The organism is Achromobacter sp. 1011811831 (assembly GCF_059760905.1).
Window position 1 is genome coordinate 39,680 of sequence record NZ_JCBANG010000019.1, and the last position, 15,447, is coordinate 55,126.

3 protein-coding genes are annotated in these 15,447 nt (G+C 68.0%); all 3 read left to right on the plus strand.

Annotated elements, in window-relative coordinates; translation table 11 throughout:
• Positions 1–7 precede the first annotated feature (7 nt).
• The 3 genes from gspF to AC6LJ9_RS10235 all read left to right on the plus strand — a co-directional run bounded on the left by gspF (position 8) and on the right by AC6LJ9_RS10235 (position 15,307).
• Positions 8–1,213: a type II secretion system inner membrane protein GspF gene (gspF, locus tag AC6LJ9_RS10225; protein ID WP_498147442.1), complete on the plus strand. Its 1,206-nt coding sequence runs from the start codon at positions 8–10 to the stop codon at positions 1,211–1,213.
• Between the two features lie 282 nt (positions 1,214–1,495).
• Positions 1,496–2,707, plus strand: coding sequence for a substrate-binding domain-containing protein (locus tag AC6LJ9_RS10230; RefSeq protein ID WP_498147443.1), 1,212 nt, complete (start codon positions 1,496–1,498; stop codon positions 2,705–2,707).
• Between the two features lie 369 nt (positions 2,708–3,076).
• Entirely contained in the window at positions 3,077–15,307 is a 12,231-nt protein-coding gene (locus tag AC6LJ9_RS10235) for a filamentous hemagglutinin family protein (RefSeq protein ID WP_498147444.1), read from the plus strand.
• The last annotated feature ends 140 nt before the right edge of the window (positions 15,308–15,447 follow it).

The following is a 15,447-nucleotide window of genomic DNA, read 5'->3' on the forward strand; positions in this document are numbered from 1 at the left end:
AGAGAACATGGCGAATTTCCGTTTCGAGGCCGCCGACGCCCAGGGCGCCATCCAGCGCGGCACGCTGGTGGCCGACTCGGCCCGCTCGGCGCGCGCCCAGCTGCGCGCGCAGGGCCTGACCGCGCTGGAACTGCGAGAGGCCGCCGCCAGGCGCGGCCAGATCGAGCTGTTCGGCCCCAAGCTGTCCGACAGCGATCTGGCCTGGGCCACCCGCCAGCTCGCCAGCCTGCTGGCCGCCGGCCTGCCGCTGGAAGCCGCGCTGACCGCCACCGTCGAACAGGCCGAGAAAAAGCACATCACCGACACCTTCACCGCCGTGCGCGCCGATGTGCGCGGCGGCCAGCGCTTTTCCGACACGCTGTCCGCGCGCCCGCGCGACTTTCCGCCCATCTATCGCGCGCTGATCAAGGCCGGCGAGGACTCCGGCGACCTGGCGCGCATCATGGAACGGCTGGCCGACTACATCGAGGAACGCAACGCGCTGCGCTCCAAGGTGCTGACCGCCTTCATCTATCCGGCCATCGTCGGCTGCGTTTCGATCTGCATCGTCATCTTCCTGCTGGCCTACGTGGTGCCGCAGGTGGTCAGCGCCTTCTCACAGGCGCGGCAGGAGCTGCCCTTCATCACCCAGGCGATGCTGGCCGCCAGCGAATACGTGCGCCAATGGGGCGCGCTGAACGCGCTGGTCCTGGTCCTGCTGTTCGGCCTGTGGCGCTGGACCCAGCGCGCCGAGGCCGCCCGGCTGGCCTGGCATGCGCGCGTGCTGCGCCTGCCGATGATCGGGCGCTTCGCGCTGGGCGTGAACACCGCGCGCTTCGCGTCCACGCTGGCCATCCTGTCCGACGCCGGCGTGCCGCTGCTGCGCGGCCTGGAGGCGGCGCGCCAGACGCTGGGCAACGAATGCCTGCGCCGCGCCGTGCTCGACGCCACCTCGCGCATCGAAGGCGGCTCGGGGCTGGGCGCGGCGCTGCGCCAGCAGAAGGTGTTTCCGCCGCTGTTGTGCCATCTGGTGTCCAGCGGCGAGAAGACCGGGACGCTGTCGCGCATGCTGGACCGGGCGGCGCAGACGCTGTCGTCCGATATCGAGCGGCGGGCGATGGCGATGACCGCCTTGCTGGAGCCCATCATGATCCTGACCATGGGCGCGGTGGTGCTGGTGATCGTGCTGGCGGTGATGCTGCCGATCATGGAGATCAATCAGATGGTGGGGTGAGGGCGCTTGCCCGCGAGCGCCTTTCGCGCCGCGCGCCGCGGACGATTGCAAAGTGCTGCCGGTGTTTCAGGGCTTGTCGAAACTCCACTCAATTTCCGGCATCTCCCCACATTCTTACCTCACTCCACACCTTTTTTCCCGGCCCTGTCACCTCGCTTGCGCATCATGACTTCAACGCGTCAGGCAGGCTTTTCTCTCCGTAGCCGCAAGGTGCGTTTCTTGGGTTCATCCGTTCTTTTCTCCACTAGCAGTTCTCTCCGAAACGAGTGCAAGGAGCAAGACATGTTCAACCGTAATTCCCTGGTCGCCGTTCTGTCGGCGGCTGGCCTGATGGCCCTGTCGGGCGCCGCGCTGGCGCAGCAGGTCGTGGTTTCCGGCGGCGCCACGCTGCCCGAGAAGCTGTACAAGGACGAAATCACCAACTTCCCCCTGCCGACCTTCAAGCCCTATGTGGGCGTGGGCAGCGGCGCGGGAAAGACCGCTTTCCTGACCAACAGCGCCGCCGGCTTCAGCAGCTCGGGCGTCGTGCACTGGATCGGCAGCGATTCGATCCTGAAGCCCGCCGAGATCGACGGCTACCTGACCACCGGCCTGGGCAAGATCGGCAACCCGGCCGGCCACGGCCCGCTGATCCAGATCCCGTCGGTCGCCACCCCGGTGACCATCGCCTACAAGGGCCCCACCGGCGCCGTGACGCTGAACAAGGCGCAGCTGTGCGGCGCGCTGTCAGGCAAGTACACCAAGTGGAGCGAAATCGGCGTCACCGTGCCGGCCAGCCTGAACAGCTTCAAGGTCATCTACCGCAGCGACAGCAGCGGCACGACCGAACTGCTGACCCGCCACCTGCAGGCCGTCTGCGGCGCGGACTCGAACGTTGCCTTCGGCGGCAAGAGCACGTTCGCCCAGGAATTCCCGGCCAACACGCCTCCGGCCAGCTTCGTGTCGGCCAGCGGCAGCGGCGGCGTCGTCACCGCGATCGGCAGCCAGACCTCGGCCATCACCTACGTGAGCCCGGATCCCGCCTACACCAGCACGCTGAAGCTGGCCAACCTGCGCAACTCGCACGACAACGTGGTCTACGGTCCGACCGCCGACAACGTCAACCTGGCGCTGGCCAACTCGGGTTCGCCTGGCCTGCCCAACTCGGCCGTGCCGGTTCGCGACCCGAACGCCGCCGGCTGGGCTGATGCCAACAACTCCGGCAACCCGGCCAACTGGATCCGCTCGTCGGTCAACCCGCTGAAGGGCTATCCCATCGCCGGCACGACCAACCTGGTTCTCAGCCAGTGCTACTCCAGCGCCGCCGTCACCGCTGACGTCAAGAACTTCCTGACCAAGCACTACGACGTGAACAACGAGCTGCCGGACGATCACCTGCTGGTGGCCCTGGGCACGACGCGCGCCACGCTGGTCAGCACCTTCGTGACGGGCGATGCCAAGAACCTGAACGTCGGCAACACGACGATCTGCGGCAGCTACGCTGGCCGTGGCTAATCATCGCGGGTAGTTGATCGACAGTACCTGCCGTAGTACCCAGGCAGTTGGGGCGACGCACGACGCGGACTTTCCGTGGCGATGCGTCGCCTTATTCATTCCGGCACTCCGCACATTGTTACGGCACTCCACACCTTTTTTCCCGGCGCTGTCATCTGACTTACACATCATGCGGGTAGCTGTAGCGTACGGCGTGGCCTTGCCATGCGCGCGCGGCGGATCAGCGCACAGGCAGGGCCGCCTTCCGGGACGGCATGCACCAACCAGAGATATGGCATGAAGCGACGCGTGGACGTGGTGAAGGGACAAAAGCAACGGCAATCCCCGCGGAACAGGGCACGGTTCCGGCTGGCGCCGGTGTTGCACGCAATGACCTTGGCGATGACGGCCGGCTCGGCCGTGGCGGCGGGACCGGCGTTCAGCCCTGGCTGGTTCGCGGACAAGCGCGCCACGCAGAACCAGGCGGCCGCCACCGGCCGGCTGCCGGGCGGCGGGCTGGCCGGCATTCCGAACGCGCAACGTGAACAGCAGCGGTCGCGGGACCAGTTGCAGCGCTCCCTGGTCAACCTGAATCGCACGGCCGCGTCGATCGCGGCGCAGCAAGCGTCCCAGGCAGCGGCGCGACAGGCGGCGCTGGCCGCGTCCGCCATGGCGCCGGACGGTTTGGCGGAAGGCGGCCTGAAGGTTGACCGGAATCCGCTGACGGCCGGCTGGGAAAACGCCAAGCCCCTCACGGCCGGCTCCCAAACGCGGACCGACGGCCGTACCGTGGTCACGGTGGAACAGACCGCCGATCGCGCCATCCTGAACTGGGAAACCTTCAACGTCGGTCGCCAGACTACGGTTGCATTCAAGCAGCAGACGTCCTGGGCCGTGCTCAACCGGATCAATGATCCCCAGGCGCGTCCCAGCCAGATCCAGGGGCGGATCGAGGCGCCCGGCACCGTCATGGTGGTGAACCGGAACGGCGTCGTGTTCAGTGGCACCAGCCAGGTGAATACGCGCAATCTGGTCGCGGCGGCCGTGGGCATGAGCAACGCCCAGTTCCGCGACGGGATCTACAGCAAAACGGTGGGCGCCGACCAGCAGGAACGCTATACGCCTTCCTTCGGCAACGACCTCGCGGGACTGGGTGATGCCGCCACGGTCACCAAGGCCATTGGCGACGTGCGCGTGGAAGCCGGGGCGCAGATCCAGACCCGGAAACCAGATTCGGTCACGCAGGGCGGCGGCTATGTGCTGTTGCTCGGCCGCGAAACGCACAACGCGGGCCAGATCTCGACGCCCTCGGGGCAGACCGTGCTGGCCGCCGGGGACAGCTTCATCATCCGCAAGGGCCTGGCCTCGGACGCCAACGGCGCTTCGACCACGCGCGGCAACGAGGTGGCCGCGCGCCGGGTCGCCAACAGCGACGCCGGATTGGCGGTCAATAGCGGCTTGATCCAGGCGCCGGTGGGGGACATTACCCTGACCGGCCACGATGTGCGGCAGCTCGGCGTGGCGCTGTCCAGCACCACGGTCACGGCGCGCGGCACGGTGCATCTGCTCAACTCCGCGACCGATGCGGGCGGCAGGACCGAACTGGGCCGTGATTCGACCACGGCCATCCTGATAGAGGACGATGGCGCGCAGGCGCTGGATGCCCAGCGCGATGCCTTGCTGCGCCTAGCGCCGGACGCGGACAGGCACCGGACCGCCGGCCAGGCGTTCGACCAGTATGTCGGTTTGCCGGACCGTCGCGATCAGTCGCGCATCGAGGTGAGCAGCGGCGGCACGATTGTCGTCCAGGACGGGGCGATGGCCATCGCCACCGGCGGCCAGATCGCGCTTTCGGCAGCCCGCCGCAGCGTGCTCAACGAGGGTTCGGTGCTGGACGTGGCAGGCGCGGTCGGCGTCAAGCTCGCCATGGAATCGAACAATATCAAGGTCAACATCCAGGGCAACGAGCAGCGCGACGCGCCCGTGAGCCGGGATGGCAAGACCTTGAACAACAGTGACATATGGGTGGACCGGCGCACCCTGATCCAGGTGGCCAAGGGCGTCAACGGCTACGAACGCGAACGTTGGTACACGCAGGGAGGCTTGCTGGAGGTTGGCGGCTATCTGGGTACCGTCAAGCATGGCATCGGCGAGTGGGCCGCGGTCGGCGGCACGGTCACCGTGGCCGGCGGCGAGCTGATCAGCCGGCCGGGATCGCTGGTCAACATCTCCGGCGGCACGCTGGACGTGCAGAGCGGCTATATCCGGCAAAGCTGGCTGCGCGGCGAGGATGGCCGGCTGTATGAAGTGTCGCGCGCGCCGGGCGACCTGCTGTACAAAGGGCTGTACAAGGGTTTCGAAGACACACACGCGCGCTGGGGAGACAAGGGCACACGCTATTTCTACAACCCCCTCATCGGGCCGCGCCAACGCCTTGAAGAAGGCTATACCGCCGGCCGCGACGCGGGCCGGCTGGTCGTCGCCACCCGCACGGCGAGCATCGAGGGCAGCATTGTCGGTATCGCCTTCCAGGGCGTGGAACAGACCCAGGCCAGGCAGAACATCGATGCCGGACTGCGCCAGCAGACCGGCTATCAACAGTCGCAGCGTGCCCGTTCCCTGGCTGGTCAGCTATTGATCGGCCGCTACGCGCCCTTGAGCCTGGAAGAGAATGGCCGTGTGCGCTGGGGATATGACCTGGCGGCTGTGACCCAGAGCATTTCCATCCTGGACGGCGTTGCGCCGTCGGCCGTCGGCCTGGACGATCCGCTGCCCGCGGCCAGCCGGATCCTGCTCGACGCGAGCAAGCTTGCCGGCCTGGGCCAGATCACCGCCGTGGCGTCGGACTCCGTGGCCGTGAAGGGCCGGGTGCAGATGGCCGATGCAGGCGCGATCGAACTCTATGCGCCAGACGTATCCATCGCCGCCGACCTGAGCGCTCGCGGCGGACGCATCGCGGCGGGCAACGTGTTCGACGGCATACAGCGCGAAGCAGTGCTGGCGCCGCCGGCCAATGCCTCGGCACGCCTGCTTGTCGCGCCAGGAGTCGCGCTGGACGTCAGCGGCTTGTGGAGCAATGCGCGCCGCGAGCCCACGCGGGTCGGTGACATGGCGTACCGCAATGGCGGCCAGATCGCGCTGCGCGGCACGGGCGCCGTGGTGGTCGAGAAGGGCGCCGACCTCAACGCGGATGCGGGCGCATCCGTGTCGGCCGCCGGCAAGCTGGCCGGCGGCAAGGGCGGGGATGTCACCGTGGAAATGGCCCGTCCGACCGGCAGCGCGCCGGGACCAGGCACGGTAGGCGTCAAGTTCGATGGCGCCGCGCACAGCTATGGCGTGGCCGGCGGCGGCACCTTCCGCCTGTCCACTACCAAGGTACGGATCGGCGGACCCGGCGTGGATGCAGGGGGCATCGTGTTGTCGGAGTCCCTGTTCCAGACTGGCTTCTCGCGCTACGACATCAATGGCGATGCGGGATTGGAGGTGGCCAATGGCGCCGTGCTGCGTCCGGTCATGCCGGTGTACCGCAGCCGTCCATCCGTGGCGATCGGCAATGCCGCGACGCTGGCCGAGGCGCTGGAACTGTGGACGCCGCCCGTCTTCCAGGAAGATCCGCTGGGAGGCCGCATGACGCAGCGATTGGGGGCCAGCCTGTCCCTGGGCGCCTACGCGCCTTTCTGGCCGCAGCCCGAAGGCGGCGTGCGCATCGGGGAGGGCGCGCTGATCGAAGTCGACCCTGGACAGGACATACGCCTGCGAGCGCGCGGCTTGCTGCGCATCAGCGGGACGCTGCGCGCGCCAGGCGGCAGGATCGACGTGCAGAAAGGCGCCGATACCAGCGATCCACCGGCGCCGCAAAGCGGCGGCTTGCCGAACTCGGTGTGGCTGGATGATGCCGCGCGCCTGGATGTGGCTGGCATCGCGGCGACCGCCGTGGATGTTCAAGGCCGACGCTACGGTCTGCAGCGCAATGGCGGCCATATCGCCGTCGATGGCGAATTCGTCGTGATCCGTCCGGGCGCCGTGCTCGAGGCGTCGGGAACCTACATGGACGTCGATGTGCCCGGCGCGGCGACGAGCCGGCTGCGCATCGGCGGGCAAGGCGGGACAATCGCGTTGTCGGCAACGGGAGGGCTGTACCTGGACGGCGCCATGCGCGCGGCCGGTGGCACGCCGGACGCACCGGGCGGGAAATTGTCGCTGAACCTGGAAACGCCGATCTACAACGCGGGGACGCCCGATGCCATGATCCGGCCGCGAGAACTGCTGATCGGCCAGAACAGCGGCCCGAGTGCGTTGCCCGCCGACGCGCAGCCCGGCGACGGCCGGCTGGTCCATGGCTTTGGCAGGATCGGGGCGGACCAGATCCGCGCCGGCGGCTTTGACGATGTCTCCCTGATGGCCCGTGACCTGCTGACGTTCGACGGTGACGTGGACCTGGGCGCCAGACGCTCCCTGAGCCTGCTCCAGGGCGCGCTGGGCAATACCACGGCGGGCGCCAGCGTGAGGCTGGCGGCGCCCTATGTGTTGCTCGGCGGGCGCACGGTGCTGACGCCCGACGTGGCGCTGCCGGTTTCCGCCACGCTGGATAACTGGACGGCATCCCGCCAGCCAGGCGCGTCCTTGCTGCGTGTCGATGCCGAACAGATCGACATTCGCAATTTTGTTCGTAGCGGCATGTATGGCGAGGTGAAGCTGAATGGCGGAGTCAGCCAGATCGTCGACCGTCGCGGCTACGAGCAGGTGGCCTTGCGCAGCCGCGGAGATTTGAGATTCTTGCCGGCCAGCGCCAAGGCTGCCGTTCCAATCGGAGGCCTTGGCGATCAGGTCAGCGCCATCATGACCAATGGCGACTTGCTCTTGTCGGCGCAGCGCGTCTACCCCGCGACGGGCAGCGTGGGCCTGACTGTCGCCGGATACCTGAGCCCGAGCGCCTATGACCCCGCCCGCACGCTGCGGGTGGAAAGAATCGACGGGCCCTTGACGGCGGCGGCGCCGCTTTCCGTCTTCGGCACGCTGATGCTGATCGCGCCCACGGTGGCGCAGGGCGGAGCCCTGTATGCGCCGCTGGGGAGGATTCATCTCGGCGCGCCCCGGGAAGACATCACGCGTAGCGTGCGGCTGCTGCCCGGCAGCCTGACTTCGGTCAGCGCCAAGGGTCTGACCATTCCCTACGGGGGGACGGTCGATGGCCTGAGCTACCAGTACGATGGCACTCCCATTGTGGCCATCTCGCCGGGGGGCAAGGCCGCCACCGGCAGCATGATCTATGGCGTGACGCTGGAAGGGCAGTCGTTCAAGGTGGACCCCGGCGCCGTCATCGACTTGTCCGGCGGCGGCCTGCTGAAGGGCGCTGCCTTTATCAGCGGACGCGGCGGCTCCACCGACCCGCTCTATCATCCCTTGCCCCGCTTCAACCAGGCATCCGGCACATTCGAACTGCCGGCGCTGACGGCCAATCCGGTATACGCGATCCTGCCGGGCCTGGCAGACCGGTATGCGCCCGTGACGCCCCAGGACTCCGCCTCCGGCTATGCCGGTACGCGGCCGCAGGCGGGTGAGACCATCACGATCGGCGCCGGCGTGCTGGGCCTTGCCGCGGGCACCTATACGCTGCTGCCTTCTTACTACGCGCTGCTGCCGGGCGCGTTCCGCGTCGAACTGGGCGCCGACAATCCCCTGGCTTTCGCGCCGCTGGGCTTGCGGGGCGGCTCCTGGACCGTGGCCGGGACGCGCGGGCTCGGCTACGCCGGCACCGGCGATGCCGTGCCGCGCCAGGTATTGGTCACGCCGGGCGATGTGCTGCGCCGGCACGCCCAGTACAACGAAATGGACTATCAGTCCTATACGCTGGCCAATGCCGCTCGTACGGGCAAGCCGCGCGCCATGCTGCCCGCCGACACCGCGAACATGGAACTGATATTCCGAGGAGCCCAGCTCCGGGGCGACGAGCCGGCGCTGGTATTCAACGGCGTCGCTCGCTATGGCCGCGAAGCGGGGGGATATGGCGGTCAGCTGATCGCGCGCACCGGCGGGGATGCGCTGGAGATCGTGCAGGCCGGGCCAACCCCGGGGTTTTCCGGTACATCGATCGTCGCGGCGGATCTGAACGCGATCGGCGCGAACCGCATTTCGATCGGCGGCTGGACGCAAGTTTTCTCGATCAGCCCGGACCGGCTGGTTTTTCAAGCGGGCGGAGGCGACGACATCTACCTGCGCGCCGGCGCGCAGCTGCGAGCGCCCGAGGTGATGCTGATCGCGGCCGATACCAAGTCGATCGTGCTGGAGCGGGGCGCCAGCATCAATACGCTGGGCATGGGCGCGGCGCCGTTCGATTCCCGCCAGGGCTATCGCTACGGCCTGTCGAATCAAAGCATGAACGTGCTGGCGGTTTCGAATGGCTGGCTGGACTTCGCCAATGGCGTCAGCACCCAGGATGGACGGATCGAATTGGGCGCAGACTGCGCCGTCGCCGCTTGCGCCGCGCCCACGCGTCTGTACTCCGAAGGGACGATCGCGCTGGGCACCAGCAATCTGGTCGCGCATGAGGCGTTGCGCTATGGCACGCGCAATCTCGTGCTCGCGGCGAGCTCACTGAATGCCGGCAGCGAGGCGGCGCTGGCCGATGCGCAAGCCCGCGGCGTGTTGCCCAATGGCCTGCAACTATCACAACCCTTGCTGAATCGCCTGCTGCAAGGCGACCGCGAGTTCGGCGCGCCGGCCCTGGAGCGTGTCATCTTCTCGCTCAAGAACTCGGTGAACTTCTTCGGATCGGTGGACCTGAGCACGCTCGATCCCGCCACGGGCAAATCCGCGCTGCAACAGCTGGTATTCAATACGCCGGCCATTTATGGACTGGGTGGATCCGGCGACATGGCCAGCCTGAGCACGGAGACGCTGGTGTGGAACGGCGTGGCGGACATGCCGGCGGGGGACATTGCCGACGGTGGTCCGGGCACGGGGCTGGGCCGGCTGGAGCTGCGCGCCCGGCGCATCGTGCTGGGAGACGCCAATGGCACGCCGCTGACGCCGCATCAGGACCTGCGCAGGCTGGCGGTGGGCTTTGCCCAGGTCAATCTGGATGCAACGGAACGGATCACCTCGAATGGCGAGGGCAGCCTTGGCGTCTACCAGTCGCGCGGCGCCTTCTCCAATGGCGATTTCCCTTACTCGGGCGGCGCGCTGACGATGCACACGCCGCTGCTGACCGCAGAAGCCGCTTCGGTATCCCGTATCACCACCGGCGGCGCGCTGCGCCTGACGGGCGCGGCCGCGCAGTCCCCCGGGACCATGGCGATCGGCGGCTCCCTGACCCTGTCCGCCGCCAGCGTGTCGCTGGACAGCGCGATCGCCTTGCCAAGCGGCAAGCTCGCGATCCGCGCCGAGGGCGACATCACGCTGGGCGATGGCGCCCGCTTCGACATGGCGGGGCGTGCCACGGTCTTCCATGACCAGACCCGCTACAGCTGGGGCGGCGACATCACGCTGGAAAGCAAATCGGGCAACATCACCCAGGCGGCGGGGGCGGTCGTGGACGTTTCCGCCCGCTACAACCATGCCGGCAGCTTGCGCGCGAATGCGCTGGGCGCTGGCGCCGGCCTGATCGACCTGCGCGGTCGCCTGCTGGGTAAGGCGAGCGGCGAGTATGACGCTGGCGGCACGATGGTGCCGTTCGAGCATGGCGGCATCGAACTGCGCGGGCAGTCGATCGCCGACTTCGTCGGATTGAATGGCCGGTTGAACGAGAGCGGTGTTACCGGATTCCGCAACTTCCAGGTCAAGCAAGGCGATCTGGTCGTGGGCAATGAGGTCCGGGCCCGGAAAGTCTCGATCTCGGTGGATGGCGGCAGCCTGCGCGTCAACGGTCTCGTCGATGCCAGCGGCGCCCAGGTGGGCAGCATCAGGCTCGCGGCCATGAACGATCTGGTGATCAACGGATTGCTGGATGCGCATGGCAGCCTGCTGCGCGTGGACAGCCGTGGCGACATCATAGACAGCCCCAACCGCGCGGTGATAGAACTGACGTCGCGCAAGGGCCGCTTGGTCCTCGGAGCTGACGCGGCGATGGACCTGCGCGCGGGCACGGCGGCGGCAACCGGCGACGGCCCGGGCCTGAACGACGGGCGCGCGCGCGGGACGGTGGACTTGAATGCGGCTCGCGTCGGCCTGAACGATGTTGCGCTGGACGTGCAGGGCGCCCCGCGCATCGCGGGCGCCGAGCGCGTGGCGGTGAACGCATTCGCGTTCGATGTCTACAACGACGCCCCTGCGGCCGGCGCGCCCGACGCATCGGGCAAGACGCCGCAGGTCATCACCCAGGACTATCTCGACCGCATCCATGGCGAGAACGTGACCTACATGGACGCGGCCCTGGGCAATTCGGCGCTCGCCGCGCGACTCGCGGGGCTTGGATCGTATCGCCTGCGGCCTGGCGTGGAAATCGTCAGTGCGACGCCCGATGGCGACCTGACGCTGCAAGGCGATCTGGATCTGTCGGGTTATCGCTACGGCCGCGATGCCGATCCCCTGGATCCCGCGCGGCGCGGCATGGGCGAAGCCGGCGTGCTGCTGATCCGCGCCAAGGGCAATCTGAACATCTACGGCAGCATCAACGACGGTTTCGCGCCGCCCTTGGCGACAGATGAAGAGGGGCGCGCATGGCGGCTGGTGGGCAGGAACGCCTATAACAGCTCGAATGGCGTGGACCTGTGGCAGCAGAGCATCATCCTGCCCAAGTCGATCACGCTGCGGGGCAGCGCGGGCGGCGTGGCATCGTCGATTCCGAATACCGTGGGCGAATCGCTGAACTTCGACGTTCCGGTACGTTCCACCATCATCAAGAGCGGCGCCCGCATGCCGGCGGATGTGCAGCTCGAGGACTACCTGAATCTGCGCGCCGGCACGGTGTTGGGCGGCACGGTCACCAGCACGGACGGAACCATCTATGCCGCAGGTTCCATCCTGAACGCGGACCTGATGCTGGAACCCGGCGCCACGTTGGGCGCCGGGTTCATGGCGGACCGTGGGGTGTCGGTAGCCGGGTTCCTGGTACCCAAGGGAACTCAATTGGGCATATTCGATTCCCCCCTGACGCTGTCGTCGAATCTGACGCTGGCCGCCGGATCCTATCTGCCTTCGGGCACCGTGGTGCGGATCAGCGGCGGCAGCGTCAGCTTGCGGGATCTGGACAGCGAGGGCCGGCAGGGCCGCATCTGGGCCGTCGCGCCGATGTTGCGGGCCGGTACGGAATCCTGGAGCCTGCGCCTGGCCGGTGGCGCCGACCTGACGGCGGCGGATACCCGGGCGCTGCAATCCGCCTCGCAGCTCGCGGGCGGCGGCCAGGTCCGGCTGGCCGATCTGCACTACCAGCAGGACCTGTCGGGCGGCGTGCTGGGCGAATCGCCCATCTTCAGCGTCATTCGCACTGGCCGCGGCGACCTGGACATTCTTTCGGGCGGTGATTTCCGCCAGACGTCGTTCTACGGCATCTATACCGCCGGGACGCCCTCCGCAGCCGTGCGAGACAGGCAAGGCAATCCCGTCCTGAACGCACTGGGGCAGGACGCCTACAACTTGCAGCGCGCGCCGGACCAGGCCCAGTCCCGCGCCGACGGCAGCCTGTCCGTGCTGGGCGCGGCGGCCACGAGCTACGAGCCCCTGGTGACCGGCGACCAGTACGCTGCCTGGTATCCGGAGCGTGGCGGCAATGTCCATGTTCAGGTGCAAGGCGATATGCGAGCGGCGACGCGAGGCATCGCCTCGGGGCCGGAAGAATCCAATACGCGAGGGGCCGGTTGGGCCAGTGGCAGCTACACCGGGAACTGGCTGTGGCGCCAGGGCGGCAAAGACCTGGGGCAACGTACTGCCTGGTGGATCAACTTCGGTACCTATGTGCCGACCGCGTTCTACGACAACTACGACCCGACACGCAACAGCCCAGGCATCAGCGTGGAAGGCTTCACCGGAATTGGAGCGCTCGGCGGCGGCAACGTGGCTTTGGATATCGGAGGCAATGCCGGCATCCTCGAACGTCCGGGAAGCCAGACATCGTTCCGCTTTCCTTACAGCACCGGGCTGGTCCTGGCCGTGGGCAGTACGGGCAGGGTCAGGCCCGATGGCTCCCGGGTCACGACGGGTGGCGGGGATCTGAATCTGCGGGTCGCGGGCGCGCTCAATCCCGTCTCCACAGCATCCTACGGCAACACGGGTTCCGTGGATGGCGGTACGACCAACGACATGAACGGTGTGCTGACGAACCTGCGCGGCGCCATGGACATATCCGCCCGTAGCATCGGACGGATCGATCCCATGTTGTTTGTGAAGGATCCCTCGGATGCGCGGGGCATCGATCTGACTCGACCGACGCTGGCGGTGCCATCCGGCGGGCTGGTCATCGTGCCCGGCGACGCAACGGCGCGCCTGTCTGCTGCCGGAGATCTGGTGCTGGGCGGCGTGGGGGATGCCAGCCGCACCCGCTCCCACATTTCGACCCCCTTCATCGACGGCGGGATGCCGGTGAGCGGCGGGGCGACCAGTTGGTTCAGCCTGTGGACGGATCGCACCGGCATCGACCTGTACGCGGCGGGCGGCTCCCTCACGCCGATCACGTCTCCCCACGTGCTGGGCGTGGGAGGTAATTCTTCCCTGGTTTTCAATGATGGCGCGATTAATTCGACTTTTTCATACCCATCGCACTTTCGTGCTGTAGCGGGATCGGGCAGCATCTACTATCACCTGTCCGATGAGAATTTGAAGTCGACCGTCAGCCTCACTTTTGCGCCCGGACGCTCCGGCCAGGTCGAATTGCTGGCATCAGGGTCGCTCAACGGCGGCGGCTTGCCGCTGCTGATGTCGGGCGCGGATCCCGGCGTGGTACCCACGCCGGAGCGGCCCGCTTACAACACGTCCTGGGATCTCGGGCCGCGCCCGATATCCGGCACCAATGCATATAGCGCGCAGCTTGGCACCTTGTTCGCATTCGGCCCCGATACGGCCAGCGCCAACGGCGGCGACGCAGGATTGGCACGCTACTACGCCGGCCAGGACATCGTGGGGCTGACATCAGGCAGATTCCGCGAATACGCGACTGGCTCGACCTATCACGCCGCCCGCCCGGCCTGGATCCTGGCCGGCCGCGACATCGTCAACCTCAAGGGACTGATCCTCAACCAGCAGCCCAGCGACGTATCCCGCATCTCGGCCGGCCGCGACATCATCTATGCCAACGTCAACATCGCCGGCCCCGGCTGGCTGGAAGTGAGTGCCGGCCGCAACCTGACCCAGGAAGACCTGGGCAGGCTGGTGAGCCTGGGCCCGATCGATGGCCGCGCCGCCACCGGCAAGGGCGGCGCCGGCATCGTCGTCAGCGCTGGCGGCGAGGGCGACTACACCGCCTTCGCCAAGCGCTACCTCGACCCCGCCAACCGCGCCAACTCCGGCCAGACCCTGGCCAGCCAGCCCGGCAAGGCCATCAAGACCTACGAACGCGAGCTGACCGACTGGCTGCGCGCGCTGCAGGGCTACGAGGGCCCGGCCGACCAGGCGCGCGCCTATTTCGACGCGCTGCCGCCGGAGCAGCAGCGCATCTTCCTGCGCCAGGTCTACTACGCCGAGCTGACCCAGGGCGGGCGCGAGTACAACGACGCGGCGGGGCCGCGCCCCGGCAGCTACCTGCGCGGCCGGCAGGCCATCGCCTCGCTGTTCCCCGAAGCCGACGCGCAGGGTCGCCCGATCCGCTACCAGGGTGACATCACCCTGTTCGGCGGCTCCGGCATCCAGACGCTGTTCGGCGGCCCGATCCACCTGCTGGCGCCGGGCGGCAAGATGATCTTCGGCGTGGAAGGACTGGCGCCGCCATCGACGGCCGGCGTGGTGACGCAGGGCGCGGGCGATATCCAGATGTACGCCAAGGGCAGCATCCTGCTGGGCCAGAGCCGGGTCATGACCACGTTCGGCGGCCACATCATGGGCTGGTCGGCCGAAGGTGACATCAACAGCGGCCGGGGCGCCAAGAGCACGGTGGTCTATACGCCGCAGCGTCGGCTGTACGACGCCGTGGGCAATGTCAGCCTGTCGCCGACGGTGCCCAGCACCGGCGCCGGCATCAGCACGCTGGATCCGATCCCGGAAGTGCCCAAGGGCGACGTCGACCTGGTCGCGCCGCTGGGCACGGTGGACCCGGGCGAGGCCGGCATCCGCGTGTCGGGCAACATCAACATCGCCGCGCTGCACGTGGTCAATGCCGCCAACATCCAGGTCCAGGGCGAATCCAAGGGCATCCCGGTGACGGCGACGGTGAACACCGGCGCGCTGACCTCGGCCAGCTCGGCCGCGTCGTCGGCCACGCAAAGCGCGCAGGAGATGACCCGGCAACAACAGGCATCCGCGCGCCAGAACCTGCCGTCCATCATCTCGGTGCAGATCCTGGGCTACGGCAACGAGCCGGCATCCGGATCGGGCGGGGAGGGCGCGGCGCCGGCCGGGCAGCCGCCGCGGCGCGACGGCAGCGCCAGCGGCTACGACCCGCGCAGCGTCTTCCAGATGCTGGGCAACGGCGACATTTCGGAAGAGCAGCGGGCAAGACTGACGGACGCCGAACGGCGCAGGCTGTCGGGAGGCTGAAGCGGGCGCCGTTCCTGTCACGCGGCAGTCATACGCCATTACTACATTGCCTGTTCACCGATCGCCACCGCGTCCGGCCGGCTCCCGGCCCGCCGGACGCGGCATGGGCGGGGCGCTTGCACGGCAGGCGCGTGGCGCTC

Bases quoted from the DNA above. Each gene is read 5' to 3' on its own strand.
- gspF (WP_498147442.1), top strand. From the start codon at position 8: ATGGCGAATTTCCGTTTCGAGGCCGCCGACGCCCAGGGCGCCATCCAG.
- AC6LJ9_RS10230 (WP_498147443.1), top strand. From the start codon at position 1,496: ATGTTCAACCGTAATTCCCTGGTCGCCGTTCTGTCGGCGGCTGGCCTG.
- AC6LJ9_RS10235 (WP_498147444.1), top strand. From the start codon at position 3,077: ATGACCTTGGCGATGACGGCCGGCTCGGCCGTGGCGGCGGGACCGGCG.